Here is a 17793-nt window from a genome sequence, read left to right as displayed (position 1 = left end):
CACCCTTCGCGTGGACTACTACCGTGACAACACCGTGGCACTCGAAGCGCTCAAGGCCGGGCAGTTCGACTACTGGCTGGAGGTGAGCGCGAAGAACTGGGCCACCGCATACAACATCCCGGCAGTGCGCGAGAAGCGCCTGATCCGCGAAGAAATCGCCAACGGCAACCCCACCGGCATGCAGGGCTTCGTGTTCAACCTGCGCCGCCCGGTGTTCCAGGACGTGCGTGTACGCGAGGCGCTGAGCCTGCTGCTGGATTTCGAGTGGACCAACAAGCAGCTGTTCAACGGCGCCTACACCCGTACCACCAGCTTCTTCGAAAATTCCGACATGGCGGCCAGCGGCCTGCCCGACGCGGGCGAGCTGAAATTGCTGGAGCCACTGCGCGGGCAAGTCCCCGAGCAGGTGTTCACCCAGGCCTTCAAGAACCCGGTCACCGATGGCAGCGGCATGATCCGCGAACAGCAGCGCAAGGCCTACAAGCTGCTGCAGGACGCGGGCTGGCGCATCCACGACGACAAGATGGTGGACCCTCAGGGCAAACCCGTGGTCATCGAATTCCTGCTGGCGCAGACCGAGTTCGAACGCATCCTGCTGCCCTACAAGCGCAACCTCGCTGACCTCGGCATTGAGCTGAACATCCGTCGCGTCGACGTTTCCGAGTACATCAACCGGCTGCGTTCGCGAGACTTCGACATGATCGTCGGCGGCTTCCCGCAGTCCAATTCGCCGGGTAACGAGCAGCGCGAGTTCTGGCAGAGCGCCAGCGCCGACAAGCCTGGCAGTCGCAACTTCATGGGCCTGAAGGACCCGGCCGTGGACACCCTGGTGGACGGGCTGATCAATGCCGCTTCGCGCCAGAGCCTGATCGAACACACCCGCGCCCTGGACCGCGTGCTGCAGTGGGGCTATTACGTGGTGCCCAACTGGCATATCAAGACCTGGCGCGTGGCGTACTGGAACCATATCGGCCACCCGGCCACACCACCCAAATACGACATCGGCATCAACACCTGGTGGATCAAGCCTGATGTGGCGCCGAGCGTACCGGTGAACAGCGACGGCACGCCAACGGCCGGGGAGCAATAGCATGCTGGCCTACATCTTTCGCCGCCTGCTGCTGATCATCCCGACCCTGCTGGGCATCCTGATCATCAACTTCGCGATCATCCAGGCAGCCCCTGGCGGCCCGGTAGAACAGATGATCGCCAAGCTCGAAGGCTTCGATGGTGCCACCAGCCGCATCGCCGGGGGTGGCTCGGAGGTCTCGGTGGCCGGTTCCAACTACCGTGGCGCGCAGGGCCTGGACCCGGCCCTGATCGAGGAAATCGAGCGCATGTACGGCTTCGACAAGTCGGCACCGGAACGCCTGTGGATCATGATCAAGAACTACGCCCAGCTGGACTTTGGCAACAGCTTCTTCCGCGACGCCAAGGTCATCGACCTGATCGCCGAGAAGATGCCGGTGTCGATCTCGCTGGGGCTGTGGAGCACGCTGATCATGTACCTGGTATCGATACCGCTGGGCATCGCCAAGGCCACCCGCCACGGCAGCCACTTCGATGTGTGGACCAGCTCGGCGATCATCATCGGCTACGCGATCCCGGCGTTCCTGTTCGCCATCCTGCTGATCGTGCTGTTTGCCGGTGGCAGCTACCTGGACTGGTTCCCGTTGCGCGGGCTGACCTCGAACAACTTCGACGAACTGAGCACCACCGGCAAGATCCTCGATTACTTCTGGCACCTGACGCTGCCGGTGACCGCGCTGGTGATCGGCAACTTCGCCACCATGACCCTGCTGACCAAGAACAGCTTCCTGGACGAGATCAACAAGCAGTACGTGGTCACCGCCAAGGCCAAGGGCCTGAGCCCGAATCGCGTGCTCTACGGGCATGTGTTTCGCAACGCCATGCTGCTGGTGATCGCCGGCTTTCCGTCGGCCTTCATCGGTATCTTCTTCACCGGCTCGTTGCTGGTGGAGGTGATCTTCTCACTCGACGGCCTGGGCCTGATGAGCTTCGAAGCCGCGATCAACCGCGACTACCCGGTGGTGTTCGGTACATTGTTCATCTTCACCCTGCTTGGACTGGTGGTGAAACTGATCGGTGACCTGACCTATACCCTGGTCGATCCACGCATCGACTTCGACAGCCGGGAGCACTGAGATGACGCTATCCCCTCTCAACCGCCGGCGCTTCCTGCGCTTCAAGGCCAACCGCCGTGGCTGGTGGTCGCTGTGGCTGTTCCTGATCCTGTTCGGGCTGAGCCTGGGCGCCGAGCTGATCGCCAACGACAAGCCGCTGGCGGTGCGCTACGACGGCGAATGGTATTTCCCGGCGCTCAAGCGCTACCCGGAGACCACCTTCGGCGGCGAGTTCCCGCTGGAGGCCAACTACAAGAGCCCGTACATTCGCGAACTGCTGGCGGCCAAGGACAGCTGGGTACTGTGGGCACCGATCCCGTTCAGCTACCAGAGCATCAACTATGACCTGAAGGTGCCCGCCCCGGCCCCGCCGTCGGCGCAGAACCTGCTGGGCACCGACGACCAGGGCCGCGATGTGCTGGCACGGGTGATCTATGGCTTTCGCATCTCGGTGCTGTTCGCCCTGACCCTGACCGTGCTCAGCTCGATCATCGGCGTGATCGCCGGGGCCCTGCAGGGGTTCTATGGCGGCTGGGTGGACCTGGCCGGGCAGCGCTTCCTGGAGATTTGGTCGGGGCTGCCGGTGCTGTACCTGCTGATCATCCTGGCCAGCTTCGTGCAACCGAACTTCTGGTGGCTGCTGGGCATCATGCTGCTGTTCTCGTGGATGAGCCTGGTGGATGTGGTACGCGCCGAGTTCCTGCGCGGGCGCAACCTGGAGTACGTGCGAGCGGCACGTGCCCTGGGCATGCAGAACGGCGCGATCATGTACCGCCATATCTTGCCCAATGCGATGGTCTCGACTATGACCTTCCTGCCGTTCATCCTGACCGGCGCCATCGGCACGCTGACCGCCCTGGACTTCCTCGGCTTCGGCCTGCCGCCCGGCGCACCGTCGCTGGGCGAGCTGGTGGCACAGGGCAAGTCCAACCTGCAGGCGCCCTGGTTGGGCATGAGCGCGTTCGCCGTGCTGGCAGTAATGCTGAGCCTGCTGGTGTTCATTGGCGAGTCTGCCCGCGATGCCTTCGACCCGAGGAAATGAGATGAGTAACGACACCTTGATCGAAGTGCGCGACCTGTCCGTCGAGTTCGTCACCGGCGAGCAACAGCAACGTGTGGTCGAAGGCATCAGTTCGACATCCACCGCGGCGAGACCCTGGCCCTGGTGGGCGAAAGCGGCTCGGGCAAGTCGGTGACGGCGCACTCCATCCTGCGCCTGCTGCCCTACCCGCTGGCGCGCCACCCCAGCGGCAGCATCAGCTATGAGGGCCGCGACCTGCTGACCCTGGACGAGAAGCAGATGCGGCGTATCCGCGGCAACCGCATCGCGATGATCTTCCAGGAACCGATGACCTCGCTGAACCCGCTGCACAGCATCGAAAAGCAGATCAACGAGATCCTCATGCTGCACAAGGGCCTGCGCGGCAAGGCGGCCACCGCACGCACGCTGGAGCTGCTGGAACTGGTGGGTATACCCGAACCGGTCAAGCGCCTCAAGGCCCTGCCCCACGAGCTGTCGGGCGGCCAACGCCAGCGGGTGATGATCGCCATGGCGCTGGCCAACGAGCCAGAGCTGCTGATTGCCGACGAACCGACCACCGCACTGGACGTCACCGTGCAGCTGAAAATCCTCGAATTGCTCAAGGATCTGCAGGCGCGCCTGGGCATGGCACTGTTACTGATCAGTCACGATTTGAACCTGGTGAAAAGAATTGCCCACCGCGTATGTGTCATGCAGCGCGGTTGCATCGTCGAACAGGCGTCGTGTGACGAATTGTTCCGTGCCCCGCAGCATCCGTATACGCAATGCTGCTGGGTGCCGAGCCCAGCGGCACGCCTGCCGGCAACCCGGTGGGCGCGCCAATGCTCGAGGTCGAGGACCTGCGCGTGTGGTTCCCGATCAAGAAGGGCCTGCTGCGCAAGACCGTCGACCACGTCAAAGCGGTGGATGGCATCAACTTCAGCCTGCCCCAGGGCCAGACCCTGGGCATCGTGGGCGAGAGTGGTTCGGGCAAGTCCACCCTGGGCCTGGCGATCTTGCGGTTGATCGGCAGCCAGGGCGGCATACGCTTTGAGGGCCAGGCGCTGGAGGGCCTTACGCAACATCAGGTACGACCATTGCGCCGGCAGATGCAGGTGGTTTTCCAGGACCCCTTCGGCAGCCTGAGCCCACGCATGTGCGTGAGCGACATCGTCGGAGAGGGCCTGCGCATTCATCGGATTGGCACGGAGGCAGAGCAGGAACAGGCGATCATGGAGGCGCTCGAGGAAGTAGGACTGGATCCGCAAACGCGGCACCGCTACCCTCACGAGTTCTCCGGTGGCCAGCGACAACGTATTGCCATTGCCCGGGCACTGGTATTGAAACCGGCACTGATACTGCTGGACGAGCCCACCTCGGCGCTCGACCGGACCGTACAGCGCCAGGTGGTGGAACTGCTGCGTACGCTGCAGACCAAGTACAACCTGACCTACCTGTTCATCAGCCACGACCTGGCGGTGGTCAAGGCGCTGAGCCACCAGTTGATGGTGGTCAAGCAGGGCAAGGTGGTGGAACAAGGTCCGGCGTCGAGCATTTTCAGCGCCCCGCAACATCCCTATACACAGCAGCTGCTGGAAGCCGCCTTTTTGGCCCCCACAGCTGTCGATTAACCTGAAGAGGAACAACACATGGGTTTTCTCGCCGGTAAGCGCGTACTGATCGTCGGTGTCGCAAGCAAACTGTCCATCGCATCCGGTATTGCTGCCGCCATGCATCGCGAGGGTGCAGAACTTGCCTTCACCTACCAGAACGAAAAGCTCAAGGGCCGCGTCGAAGAGTTCGCCGCTGGCTGGGGCTCCAGCCCTGAGCTGTGCTTCCCCTGTGACGTTGCCAGCGATGAAGAAATCGCCAAGGTCTTCGAAGAACTGAGCAAGAAGTGGGACGGCCTGGACTGCATCGTGCACTCCGTGGGCTTTGCACCGGGCGACCAGCTCGATGGCGACTTCACCCAGGCCACCACCCGTGATGGCTTCCGTATCGCCCACGACATCAGCGCCTACAGCTTCGTGGCCCTGGCCAAGGCCGGTCGCGAACTGATGAAAGGCCGCAATGGCAGCCTGCTGACCCTGTCGTACCTGGGTGCCGAGCGCACCATGCCGAACTACAACGTGATGGGCATGGCCAAGGCCAGCCTGGAAGCCGGCGTACGCTACCTGGCACGCAGCCTGGGCCCGGATGGCACCCGCGTGAACGCGGTATCGGCCGGCCCTATCCGCACCCTGGCGGCCTCGGGCATCAAGAACTTCCGCAAGATGCTGGACGCCAACGAAGCGCAGACCCCGCTGCGTCGCAACGTCACCATCGACGAAGTCGGCAATGCCGGCGCCTTCCTCTGCTCGGACCTGGCGTCGGGCGTGAGCGGTGAAATCATGTACGTGGACGGCGGCTTCAACACCACCGCCATGGGCGACCTTACCGAGTAAGGTGTGCTGAATGGGAAAAGGCCGCTGATGCGGCCTTTTCTTTGCCTGGGGTTTGCTCTACCGACTGTTCCGGCCCCTTCGCTGGCAAGCCAGCGAAGGGGGCTGTACAGGCAGCACACAAACAGAAAGGGCCGCATCAGCGGCCCTTTCTGTTTGTAGCAGCATCACTCAATAACGGGTGATGTCCGCCTTCTCTTCCAACTGCTTGCGGTACGCCGCGAAGTCCTGCTGGCCGGCACGCGAAGCCAGGAAGCGACGGTAAGCCGCCTTCTCTTCTTCGCTGGCCGCAGCCCCTTCGTTGACGCCGTTCAGGCGCAGCACCACAAAGCTGCCATCTGCCAGGGTGACGCTGCCGTAGGTCGGCTTGTCCTTGGCTTCAGGCTTGCTCATGCGGAACACTGCTTGCAGCTCGGCCGGCTCGATGGCCTCCTGGCTGCGTGTGACCGCTTCCTGGACCTTCCAGCTCTGACCTTCCTGCTGGGCCGCCAGTGCCACCTTGCCGTCGCGCAGACCGGCAATCAGGGCTTCGCCCTTGGCCTTGGCAGTTGCACTCGCGTGCTCCTTGGCCAGGTGCTTGCGAATGCTGTCGGACACCACTTCCAGTGGCAACTGCTCGGGCTTGCGGTGCTCCTTGACGCGAATCACCACCACGGTCTCGGGGTCCAGCTCCAGCGCGGTGCTGTTGGCACCCTCTTCCAGCACTTCAGGGCTGAACGCGGCCTGGATCACGGCGCGGTTGGCGGTGATGCCATCGCCGCCTTCACGGCCGAACGGTTCCGAGGTGTTGAGCTTCAGGCCAAGGTCCTGGGCCGGCTGGGCCAGGTCGGAGGCTTCGAACGCCGAGTCTTCCAACTGCTTGGTCACTTCGACGAAGCGCTGCTCGACCTGCTGGGTCTTGAGTTCGCGGGTCAGCTTGTCTTTCAGGCTGGCGAAGGTCGGCACTTCAGGCGCCTGCACATCCAGCAGCTTGATCAGGTGCCAGCCGAAATCGGTACGCACCGGCGCCGATACCTGGCCTTTGTTCAGCGCATACAGCGCCTCTTCGAACGCTGGATCGTAGACGCCCTGCCCGGCATAGCCCAGATCACCACCCGTGGTGGCCGAACCCGGATCCTGGGAGAACTCCTTGGCCAGCTTGGCGAAGTCTTCACCTTTGTCCAGACGCTGCTTGATTTCTTCGATACGGGCCTTGGCCTGGGCATCGTCAAGCTTGTCGTTGACCTCGATGAGGATGTGCGCGGCATGGCGCTGCTCGGCCAGGTTGGCGATCTCTTTCTGATACAGCGCCTGAAGCGCGTCGTCGTCGACCTTGACCTGGTCGAAGAACGCAGCTTTCTTCAGCTCGATGTAGTCGATGACCACCTGATCGGGGCTCATGAACTCCTTGGCGTGCTCGTCGTAATTCGCCTTGATCTCTTCGTCGCTGACCTTGACCGCAGCCGGGTCGGCCTTGAAGGTCAGCGATGCGAAATCACGGGTCTGCTTCTCGATACGGGCAAACGCGTCAACCTGTGCATCGGTCACGAAACCGCTGCCGGCCAGGCCAGCACGCAGTTGGCCGATCAGCATTTCCTGCGCCAGCATGTCGCGGAACTGCAGGCGACCGTAGCCCAGCTGACGGATCACCTGATCGAAACGCTCAGGGCTGAACTTGCCGTCGACCTGGAATTCCGGTGTTTGCAGGATGACCTGGTCAAGTGCCGCTTCAGAGAAGCTGAATTTGGCATCCTTGGCGCCCTGGAGCAGCAACTTGCGCTCGATGAGGCCTTTGAGTGCTGCTTCACGCAGCATTTTCTCATCCAGCAGGGAGGCGTCGAAGTCCTTGCCCAGCTGTTGCATCAACTGCCGACGTTGCATGTCGACGGCCTGGCTCAGCTCGTTCTGGCTGATGGTGTCACCATTGACCTTGGCAGCGTCCTGGCTGTGGGTGGTGGCCTGGAAGATGGCATCGAAGCCGGTCAGCGCCATCAAGGCAACGATGACACCGATGATGGTCTTGGCAATCCAACCTTGTGAATTGTCCCTGATATTCTGCAGCATGCGTCCCCCAGAAACGGCTGTACTAAACAAACAAACCGCGGAGCGTGGGTAGAGTCCTGATAGAAGAAAGGCGCATCCGAGGATGCGCCTTCTCGTAACTGGCGAAGCACACGGGAATCTGTTTTTGCGATTCCCCGTGCTTCGCTACCAGGCCAGGCGAGACCTGACCCGGCTAGGCGAAGCCTGAAAGAGACGACTTAGTTGACGGCTTCTTTCAGTGCTTTGCCGGCCTTGAAGCCTGGCTTCTTGGCAGCAGGGATTTCCAGAGTCTTGCCGGTCTGCGGGTTGCGGCCGGTACGGGCAGGACGATCGGTTACGGAGAAGGTACCGAAACCAACCAGTACCACAGAGTCACCGTCCTTCAGGGCGCCGGTGACGGATTCGATGACTGCGTCCAGCGCACGGCCGGCGACAGCTTTCGGGATATCAGCAGATGCGGCAATAGCGTCAATCAGTTCCGACTTGTTCACTCTAAGTCCCCTTATCTCTATTTGAGTTTGTTTCTAAGTATGTAATGAAAAGCAAAACGAGTGCTGGGTGGCCTGTTGACACTTAGGCGCCGCTTTATAACAAGGGCCCGAAAATACTGTCAAGGAAGCCCCCCAGCCAAATACGTACTAATGGGTACTGATTCGTTCCTTGGAATCACTGTCGCGCTTTTCATCCTTGGCGACAATCTCGGGAGCCACATCTGGCAAGGGCTCCGGGGCGTATTGCAGCGCAATTTGGAGGACTTCGTCAATCCATTTGACAGGTTTAATCTGAAGATCCTGCTTAATGTTGTCCGGAATTTCTTTCAGGTCGCGCACATTCTCTTCTGGAATGATCACGGTCTTGATTCCGCCACGATGTGCCGCCAGCAATTTCTCCTTCAACCCGCCAATTGCCAGTACCTGACCACGCAAGGTGATTTCACCGGTCATGGCCACATCGGCACGCACCGGAATACCGGTCAGCGCCGACACCAGTGCGGTGCACATGCCCACACCGGCACTCGGGCCGTCCTTGGGCGTGGCGCCTTCCGGCATATGGATGTGGGTGTCACGCTTCTCGTGGAAGTCAGCCGGGATACCCAGGCTGCGCGCACGGCTACGCACCACGGTTTGCGCAGCGGTAATGGATTCGACCATCACGTCACCCAGCGAACCGGTCTTGATCAGCTGGCCCTTGCCCGGGATGACCGCGGCTTCGATGGTCAGCAACTCGCCACCCACCTGGGTCCATGCCAGACCAGTTACCTGGCCGACCTGATCCTGCTGCTCGGCCAGGCCGTAGCGGAACTTGCGTACACCCAGGTAATGCTCGAGGTTGTCGCTGTCGACCTTGACAGCCACCTGCTTGTGCCCGGCGTGCTCCTTGACCACCTTGCGGCAGATCTTCGCCACCTGCCGCTCCAGGCCACGCACACCGGCTTCACGGGTGTAGTAGCGGATGATGTCGCGGATCGCTGCGGTGTCGATTTCCAGCTCGCCCTTTTTCAGGCCATTGGCCTTGATCTGCTTGGGCGACAGGTACTTGACCGCGATGTTGATCTTCTCGTCCTCGGTGTACCCCGGCAGGCGAATGACTTCCATGCGGTCGAGCAGCGCCGGCGGAATGTTCATCGAGTTGGAGGTGCACAGGAACATCACGTCCGACAGGTCGTAGTCGACCTCCAGGTAGTGATCGTTGAAGTTGTGGTTCTGCTCGGGGTCGAGCACTTCGAGCAGCGCCGACGCCGGGTCGCCACGCATGTCGCTGCCCATCTTGTCGATTTCGTCGAGTAGGAACAGCGGGTTGCGTACACCCACCTTGGTCATCTTCTGAATCAGACGGCCAGGCATCGAACCAATGTAGGTACGGCGGTGGCCACGAATCTCGGCCTCGTCACGCACGCCACCCAGGGCCATGCGCACGAACTTGCGGTTGGTGGCACTGGCGATGGACTCGGCCAGCGAGGTCTTGCCCACGCCAGGCGGCCCGACCAGGCACAGCACCGGGCCACGGATCTTCTTGACCCGTTTTTGCACGGCGAGGTATTCGAGGATGCGCTCCTTCACCTCGTCCAGGCCATAGTGGTCGGCGTCGAGGATCTCTTCGGCCTTGGCCAGGTCCAGGCGTACCTTGCTCTGGGCCTTCCACGGCACCTGCACCAGCCAGTCGAGGTACGAGCGCACCACGGTGGCTTCTGCAGACATCGGCGACATCTGCTTGAGCTTGTTGAGCTCGGCCTGGGCCTTGGTGTAGGCATCTTTTGGCAGGCCGGCGGCATCAAGGCGCTTTTTCAGCTCTTCGATTTCGTTGTGGCCTTCGTCGCTGTCGCCGAGTTCTTTCTGAATGGCCTTCATCTGCTCATTCAGGTAGTACTCGCGCTGGCTGCGCTCCATCTGCTTCTTGACCCGGCCGCGGATACGCTTTTCGACCTGCAACAGGTCGATTTCGGCATCCAGCAACGCCAGGACGTGCTCGACCCGGGCACCCAGGTCGATGATTTCGAGGATTTCCTGCTTCTGTTCGATCTTCAGGGCCATGTGCGCGGCCATGGTGTCGACCAGGCGCCCCGGCTCGTCGATGCTGTTGAGCGAAGACAGGACTTCAGCCGGGACTTTCTTGCCCAGCTGTACATATTGCTCGAACTGCGACAGCAGGCTGCGCACGAACACTTCGGACTCGCGATCGGCGGTCTCGACTTCGTCGATCAGTGCCACATCGGCACGGATATGCCCGTCGACTTCGACAAAGCGCTCGACTGCACCGCGCTGCTCACCCTCGACCAGCACCTTGACGGTGCCATCGGGCAGCTTGAGCAGTTGCAGGACGGTGGCGATGGTGCCGACGCGGTACAGGGCATCTTCACCTGGATCGTCGTCAGCGGGATTCTTCTGGGCCAGCAGGAGGATCTGCTTCTCGCCCGTCATCGCAGCCTCAAGGGCCTCGATGGACTTTTCACGCCCCACGAACAGCGGGATGACCATGTGCGGGTAAACGACGACATCGCGCAATGGCAAAAGAGGCAAGTCGAGGGTTGTCTTCATGATTTCGCCTCTACAGCGGCCTTATGGCCGTAATCCTATGGAAATTTGAGCTTGGGTTTAATGTGGGGGCAGGCCCGCAAAAAAACAAGCTCTGCGACAGGAAAAGCAAAGGGGCCCGAAGGCCCCTTGCTTGTTTGCTGCCGTCACCCGACTCAGGCGTCGGGTGCAGCCTTGGCTTGCGGCTCGCTGTTCTCGTAGATCAACAGCGGCTTGGACGAACCATCGATGACGCTCTCGTCGATCACCACCTTGCTGACTTCCTTCTGCGAGGGAATCTCGTACATGGTGTCGAGCAGGATGCCTTCGAGGATCGAGCGCAGGCCACGGGCACCGGTCTTGCGCTCCAGTGCCTTGCGGGCCACCGACTTGAGCGCATCGCTGCGGAACTCCAGGTCGACGCCTTCCATCTCGAACAGCTTGCCGTACTGCTTGGTCAAGGCGTTCTTCGGCTCGGTGAGGATCTGCATCAGCGCAGCCTCGTCGAGCTCGTCCAGGGTTGCCAGCACCGGCAGGCGGCCGACGAACTCGGGGATCAGGCCAAACTTGACCAGGTCGTCCGGCTCGACTTCACGCAGCGACTCGCCAACCTTCTTGCCTTCTTCCTTGCTGCGAACTTCCGCACCAAAGCCGATGCCACCACGGGTGGAGCGATTCTGGATGACCTTTTCAAGGCCAGAGAACGCACCGCCGCAGATGAACAGGATGTTGCGCGTATCGACCTGCAGGAACTCCTGCTGCGGGTGCTTGCGGCCACCTTGCGGCGGTACCGAGGCAACCGTGCCTTCGATCAGCTTGAGCAGCGCCTGCTGCACGCCCTCACCCGATACGTCACGGGTGATCGACGGGTTGTCCGACTTGCGCGAGATCTTGTCGATTTCGTCGATGTAGACAATGCCCATCTGGGCCTTTTCCACGTCGTAGTCGCACTTCTGCAGCAGTTTCTGAATGATGTTCTCGACATCTTCACCCACGTAACCCGCTTCAGTCAGCGTGGTGGCGTCGGCAATGGTGAACGGCACATTCAACAGGCGCGCGAGGGTTTCGGCGAGCAGGGTCTTACCCGAGCCCGTCGGACCGATCAGCAGGATGTTGCTCTTGCCGAGCTCGACATCGTCGTTCTTCTTGTCACGTTGATTCAGGCGTTTGTAGTGGTTGTACACCGCTACGGCCAGAACTTTTTTCGCGCGTTCCTGACCAATCACATACTGGTCCAGGATGCCGCTGATTTCTTTCGGCGAAGGCAATTTATGCGCGCTGCTCTCGGCCTGGGCTTCCTGCACCTCCTCACGGATGATGTCGTTGCACAGGTCGACGCACTCGTCGCAGATAAAGACCGAGGGGCCGGCAATCAACTTGCGTACTTCATGCTGGCTTTTGCCGCAGAAGGAGCAATAGAGCAATTTGCCGTTGTCCTCGCCGTTACGGGTGTCAGTCATTCGATCGATCCAATCCGGTAGGCTTGCAACACAAGATGAAGGCAATTGCGGGCTTTTTCAAGTCCACAGGTGGCGGGAGGGCCCGACCACCTGCTGGGGCGCCTATCAAACAGCCATATGCCGCTTGTTGTGCACCGAGTCGATCAGGCCGTACTCGGCAGCGCGCTCGGCGCTCATGAAGTTGTCGCGGTTGGTGTCACGCTCGATGGTCTCGAGGTCTTGCCCGGTGTGATAGGCCAGCAGCTCGTTCAGACGCGACTTGATCTGCAGGATTTCCTTGGCATGGATCTCGATATCCGAGGCCTGACCCTGGAAGCCACCCAGCGGCTGGTGAATCATCACCCGCGAGTTTGGCAGGCAGTGACGCTTGCCCTTGGCACCTGCGGCGAGCAGGAAGGCGCCCATGGAGCACGCCTGGCCGATGCAGGTGGTAGAGACGTCGGGCTTGATGAACTGCATGGTGTCGTAGATCGACATGCCTGCAGTCACCGAACCGCCCGGCGAGTTGATGTAGAGATGGATGTCCTTGTCCGGGTTTTCCGCTTCAAGGAACAGCAGTTGCGCTGCGATCAGGTTGGCCATGTAGTCCTCTACCGGGCCGACCAGAAAGATCACTCGTTCCTTCAACAGGCGCGAGTAGATGTCATAGGCGCGTTCGCCACGAGCGGATTGCTCGATAACCATCGGGACCAGGCCGCCTGCGGCCTGGATGTCAGAGCTCTGCTGATAATAAGAATTGCGGGACATGTCCTGCACTCACTCCCAAATAGTCATGTCTTGAATACGCACAAGCAGCGCGAAGGCTGGCTTGTGGTGTTTTCCTACGAGAGAAGGAAATCAGTCAGCGGCAGGTGCCTGCACCGGCTTGACAGCTTCTTCGTAAGAGACCGATTTGTCGGTCACAGTCGCTTTCTGCAGAACAGTATCCACAACTTGTTCTTCCAGCACAACCGAACGAACTTCGTTCAGCTGCTGGTCGTTCTTGTAGTACCAGGCCACGACCTGCTCAGGCTCCTGGTAGGCCGAAGCCATTTCCTGGATCATTTCGCGAACGCGGTCTTCGTCTGGCTTGAGGTCGTTCTGCTTGACCACTTCGGCCACGATCAGGCCCAGCACGACGCGGCGCTTGGCTTGCTCTTCGAACAGCTCGGCCGGCAGTTGCTCAGGCTTGATGTTGCCGCCGAACTGCTGAACGGCCTGCACGCGCAGACGGTTCACTTCGTTTTCCAGCAGGGCCTTCGGCACTTCGATCGGGTTGGCAGCCAGCAGGCCGTCCATTACCTGGTTCTTGACCTTGGTCTTGATCGCCTGGCGCAGCTCACGCTCCATGTTCTTGCGAACTTCGGTGCGAAAGCCCTCGATGCCGGTTTCCTTGATACCAAACTGGGCGAAGAATTCTTCGGTCAGCTCTGGCAGCTTTGGCTCGGAAACGCTATTGACGGTGACGGTGAACTCGGCGGCTTTGCCAGCCAGGTCCAGGTTCTGGTAGTCCTCGGGGAAGGTCAGGTTCAGAACGCGCTCTTCACCGGCCTTGGCGCCGACCAGGCCTTCTTCGAAGCCTGGGATCATGCGGCCGGAACCCAGCACCAGCTGGGTGCCCTGGGCCGAACCACCGGCGAACACTTCACCGTCGACCTTGCCGACGAAATCGATGTTCAGCTGGTCTTCGTTCTGGGCAGCACGCTCGGTCAGTTCGAAACGCACGTTCTGCTTGCGCAGCACTTCCAGCATGTTGTCCAGGTCGGCATCGGCCACGTCGGCGCTCAGGCGCTCGACGGCGATCGAGTCGAAACCGGCAACGGTGAACTCCGGGAATACTTCGAAAACAGCTACATATTCGAGATCTTTGCCAGCTTCGAGCGACTTGGGCTCGATCGAAGGCGAACCGGCAGGGTTCAGCTTCTGCTCAACCACGGCTTCGTAGAAGGAGGACTGGATAACGTCGCCTACGGCTTCCTGGCGAGCGTCAGCACCGAAACGGCGCTTGATTTCGCTCATTGGCACTTTGCCTGGACGGAAACCAGCAATCTTGGCCTTTTGGGCAGTCTGCTGCAGACGCTTGTTGACCTGGCTCTCGATACGCTCAGCCGGCACGGTGACGCTCATGCGGCGCTCGAGAGCGGTAGTATTTTCAACAGAAACTTGCATGGATATTCCTCGTTGCACAGACGTTAGCCGGCGATACCCGACTCCAGAATCAAGGGCAAGCATTCTAGTGACTCGAACACCAGAAGTCACCCCGTTCACATCATGGAGAACAGGCACCGGCACATTTGACTACCGCGCCTCAGGGCGCGGCATCTTCGATTTCGTTGAACTCGCAGTATTCCTGCCAGCTCAGACCCAGTGCCTCGGCCACCTCGCGGTGCACCTCGAGGCGCATCTGGCGTAGCTCTTCGGGCGACTCAGCAATCAACTGGAGCGCAAGCTCCCAAGGCTGCACGCCCTGTTCGTCAGCCTGGCCTTCAAACGCCCACTGGATCTGCTGCTGTTGCTCGTGGGCACTGAGGCCCGCGATTTCTTCCAGCAACTGCGGATTTGCCTGGGCGAAGCGCTCAAGCGCGACCGCCTGGCGTGACTCTTTTGCAATCATGGGGCATTCCTTCCTGCGACCGGCAGCCCGACCGCTGCTTCAACCGCCTGAAATCTATCAGCTTTGGCTTATTTGTCACTAGCCTCGACATCGCTGGCGACAGGCGCGTCTGCCGGCAGGTTGCCCAATGCAGCTAACATGCCGAGCACGCCGGCCAGGTACAGGCTGGCCACACCGAGAAATACCGACATCTCGAAACCGAACAGCCACTGCACCAGCAGGCCCAACAGGCATAGCACCACCGCCGCCCTCACGGCGTAATCGTTGTTGCGGTGATTGAGCAACACCGAGCACGCGATGGCCGTCGCCACCAGCAGCACATTGATCACGATATAGCGATACGCGATGGCGTCCCAGATCAGGAACACATTGACCTTGGAGGTGTAGCGCACGATAAAGCCGAGCAGCGTGATACACCCGAGCAGCCCAAACACGACCGCCACATTCTTCAAATTGCTATTAACCTGTTGCACAGCCTATTCGTCCTTGAGCACTACAAAGCCGCGAACCTTAACATCTGGCCCCGTGCCACCCAAGCGCTGCAGCAGGTCAACAAACCGCCAGCGTGTTTCTGCCAGACTCTGCCGCGCCTACTTTTCGGATACCCGCATGAACCACGAACTCCTCATGGTGCTTGGCCTGCTGTTCACCGCCGTCACGCTGTTCATCATCAACCGGCCGCGCATGGACGTGGTCGCGCTGCTGGTGATCGTCGCCCTGCCCTTGCTGGGCATTCTCAGCGTACAAGAGGCCCTGGCCGGCTTCAGCGACCCCAACGTGGTGCTGATCGCGCGCTGTTCGTGATTGGTGAAGGCCTGGTGCGCACCGGCATTGCCTACCGCATCGGCGAATGGATGGCCGAGAGGGCTGGCAACAGCGAAACGCGCCTGATCGTGCTGCTGATGGTCTCGGTGGCCGGGCTGGGCTCGGTCATGAGCTCCACTGGCGTGGTGGCAATCTTCATCCCGGTGGTCCTGAGCATTGCCGCCCGCATGAAGGTATCACCCAGCCGCCTGATGATGCCGCTGGCTTTTGCCGGGCTGATCAGCGGCATGCTCAGCCTGGTGGCCACGCCACCCAACGTGGTGGTGCACAGCGAGCTGGTGCGCCATGGCGAGGCCGGCTTCAACTTTTTCAGCTTTACCCCGTTTGGCCTGGTGATACTGGTACTGGGGGTGGGCTACATGCTGCTGACGCGCAACTGGCTGGGGGGCGAGGTGCGCAAGGACGGCAGTGCACAGACCCGACGCACGCTGCTGGACCTTATCGTGGACTACAAGCTGGCTGGCCGCGAACGACGGCTGCGGGTAAGGCCCGGTTCGCCGCTGGTGGGCCACAGCCTGAGCGAACTCAAGCTGCGCACCGAGCACGGCGCCAACGTGGTCGGTATCGAGCGCCAGCACAAGTTCAACACACGGGTGATCAGCCCTGACTCCAGCACCCTGGTGCATGAAGGCGACGTACTGCTGCTGGACCTGTTCGCGCCCAGGGACGACCTGCGCAGCCTGTGCCAGACCATGCAACTTGAGCCACTGCACTTCAAGGCCGCGTACTTCATCGACCAGTCGCGCGAAGTGGGCATGGCCGAGGTAGCCTTGCCGCCAGGCTCGCAGCTGATTGGCAAGAGCCTGCTGGAGCTCACGTTTCGCAGCCGTTGGGGCCTCAACGTCGTCGGCTTGCGCCGTGACCAGGCCGCCATCGATGAACAACTGGTGGAAGAAAAACTGAAGCTGGGCGACACCCTGCTGGTAATCGGCACGTGGAAGGCCATCCGTCAGTTGCAGGCACAGCCGCGCGACTTTCTGGTGTTGAGCCTGCCGGCGGAGGTCGACAATGTGGCGCCGGCGCTGAACCAGGCGCCTTATGCATTGATCAGCCTGGCGGTGATGGTTGGCCTGATGATCAGCGGCCTGGTGCCGAATGTGGTCGCGGCATTGATCGGCTGCCTGCTGATGGGCGCCAGCCGCTGCATCGACATGGACAGCGCCTACCGCGCAATTCACTGGCAAAGCCTGATCCTGATCGTCGGCATGCTTCCGTTTGCCCTGGCGCTGCAGAAAACCGGTGGCATCGCCCTGGCCGTACATGGGCTGGTGGGCGTACTGGGCGATGCGGGGCCGTATGTGATCCTGGCCACGCTGTTCGCCATCACTGCCCTGATTGGCCTGTTCATCTCCAATACCGCGACTGCGGTACTGATGGCACCGGTGGCGATCACCACCGCCCAGCAACTGGGCGCCTCGCCCTACCCGTTCGCGATGATCGTAGCGCTGGCGGCATCGGCGGCGTTCATGACACCGGTGTCTTCGCCAGTGAACACACTGGTGCTGGGGCCGGGGCAGTATCGGTTTGGTGACTTCGTGAAGGTGGGTGTGCCGTTTACGGTGCTGGTGATGATTGTGAGCGTGGTGATGGTGCCGTGGATTTTTGCGTTGTGAGGGAAAGCCGCGCTGAAGATCCAGAGCCGAACGAACAAGGCTGGCAGCGCCGATCTGACAGGCCATGGCGGCTCGACAATAGGCCAGCGCGCGCCAACCCTGCCCCCGTGATCATTGCAATGGCCCGCATAGAGAAATCATGCGATGGATCGAAAAAGAGAAATGGTGCGCAACAAGGAACTTCCAGCCGGCGAGGCATCAAAAAGGCTTCACGAACCGAGCAGGAATATCGTCATGCCCAGGCAGGAGAGCCGTCGTAGTGCCTTCACGATGCTGATCGCATCCACACTTCTAACAGTCACTCCGCTATGTGTGGGGGCCACGATGCAAGACATGCAACGTGATATGCAGCAACGTCGCGAGCAGCAACAGCGCGAAGATCAGGCGAGGTCCGCCGAGTGGGCACGCCAGGACATGGAAGGTATGCGCAAGATGCAGGAGAACAACCGCGAACAGATGCAGCGACTGGAAGACATGAATCGCAAGCAGACTGAAGAGCGCGAAAAGTTCTTTCGCGAAAGTGAGGAAAAGGCCAAGCGTGAGCAGGCTGAGGAACGGGCAGCGAGAAAAGCCAGTGCCGATGAAGAAACAACGACTCAACCGTAGATGTTGAACGGGTCGCAGCAATCGCCAGAACGAAGAAAGCCACCCGAAGGTGGCTTT

13 protein-coding genes and 2 pseudogenes are annotated in these 17793 nt (G+C 60.8%); 7 read left to right on the top strand and 8 right to left on the bottom strand.

Going from position 1 to position 17793, the window contains the following annotated elements; translation table 11 throughout:
• From G3436_RS10255 to fabI, 5 genes and pseudogenes are all read left to right on the top strand, one after another.
• Positions 1-1090, top strand: a 1090-nt coding sequence (locus G3436_RS10255) for an extracellular solute-binding protein (protein WP_163944329.1), incomplete at its 5' end; no start/stop codon positions are given.
• A 1-nt stretch (position 1091) separates the two neighbouring features.
• Positions 1092-2165, top strand: coding sequence for a microcin C ABC transporter permease YejB (locus G3436_RS10250; protein WP_163944326.1), 1074 nt, complete (start codon positions 1092-1094; stop codon positions 2163-2165).
• Position 2166: 1 nt separating this feature from the next.
• Entirely contained in the window at positions 2167-3186 is a 1020-nt protein-coding gene (locus G3436_RS10245) for an ABC transporter permease (RefSeq protein ID WP_163944323.1), read from the top strand.
• Between the two features lies 1 nt (position 3187).
• Positions 3188-4796 (top strand): annotated as a pseudogene (locus G3436_RS10240) (ABC transporter ATP-binding protein).
• 18 nt (positions 4797-4814) lie between these two features.
• Positions 4815-5609, top strand: coding sequence for an enoyl-ACP reductase FabI (gene fabI / locus G3436_RS10235; RefSeq protein WP_163944321.1), 795 nt, complete (start codon positions 4815-4817; stop codon positions 5607-5609).
• A 168-nt stretch (positions 5610-5777) separates the two neighbouring features.
• On the opposite strand, the gene G3436_RS10230 is transcribed toward fabI, so the two are convergent.
• From G3436_RS10230 to G3436_RS10195, 8 genes are all read right to left on the bottom strand, one after another.
• A complete protein-coding gene (locus G3436_RS10230; RefSeq protein ID WP_163944318.1) occupies positions 5778-7649 on the bottom strand; it encodes a SurA N-terminal domain-containing protein in 1872 nt (623 codons plus the stop codon).
• A 197-nt stretch (positions 7650-7846) separates the two neighbouring features.
• A complete protein-coding gene (locus G3436_RS10225) occupies positions 7847-8119 on the bottom strand; it encodes an HU family DNA-binding protein (RefSeq protein ID WP_095159208.1) in 273 nt (90 codons plus the stop codon).
• Positions 8120-8266: 147 nt separating this feature from the next.
• Positions 8267-10663, bottom strand: coding sequence for an endopeptidase La (lon, locus tag G3436_RS10220; RefSeq protein WP_163944315.1), 2397 nt, complete (start codon positions 10661-10663; stop codon positions 8267-8269).
• Positions 10664-10815: 152 nt separating this feature from the next.
• Positions 10816-12099: an ATP-dependent Clp protease ATP-binding subunit ClpX gene (gene clpX, locus G3436_RS10215; RefSeq protein WP_163944312.1), complete on the bottom strand. Its 1284-nt coding sequence runs from the start codon at positions 12097-12099 to the stop codon at positions 10816-10818.
• 105 nt (positions 12100-12204) lie between these two features.
• Positions 12205-12846: an ATP-dependent Clp endopeptidase proteolytic subunit ClpP gene (gene clpP, locus G3436_RS10210; protein WP_163944309.1), complete on the bottom strand. Its 642-nt coding sequence runs from the start codon at positions 12844-12846 to the stop codon at positions 12205-12207.
• Positions 12847-12936: 90 nt separating this feature from the next.
• The gene (gene tig / locus G3436_RS10205) at positions 12937-14247 is read right to left on the bottom strand and encodes a trigger factor (protein WP_163944307.1); all 1311 of its coding nucleotides are present in this window, start codon (positions 14245-14247) and stop codon (positions 12937-12939) included.
• 139 nt (positions 14248-14386) lie between these two features.
• Entirely contained in the window at positions 14387-14692 is a 306-nt protein-coding gene (locus G3436_RS10200) for a DUF6388 family protein (RefSeq protein ID WP_163944304.1), read from the bottom strand.
• Positions 14693-14760: 68 nt separating this feature from the next.
• Complete coding sequence (locus G3436_RS10195; protein ID WP_163944301.1) at positions 14761-15126, bottom strand: hypothetical protein; 366 nt, start codon at positions 15124-15126, stop codon at positions 14761-14763.
• A gap of 175 nt (positions 15127-15301) precedes the next feature.
• On the opposite strand from G3436_RS10195, the pseudogene G3436_RS10190 reads away from it, so the two are divergent.
• Together G3436_RS10190 and G3436_RS10185 are read left to right on the top strand one after the other, a co-directional pair.
• Positions 15302-17130 (top strand): annotated as a pseudogene (locus G3436_RS10190) (SLC13 family permease).
• Between the two features lie 162 nt (positions 17131-17292).
• Entirely contained in the window at positions 17293-17736 is a 444-nt protein-coding gene (locus tag G3436_RS10185; protein ID WP_163944298.1) for a hypothetical protein, read from the top strand.
• The last annotated feature ends 57 nt before the right edge of the window (positions 17737-17793 follow it).

The sequence above is a fragment of the Pseudomonas brassicae genome (assembly GCF_010671725.1).
Lineage (GTDB): Bacteria > Pseudomonadota > Gammaproteobacteria > Pseudomonadales > Pseudomonadaceae > Aquipseudomonas > Aquipseudomonas brassicae.
The sequence above is the reverse complement of the archived record's forward strand: the minus strand, read 5'-3'. Positions and strand labels throughout refer to the sequence as shown.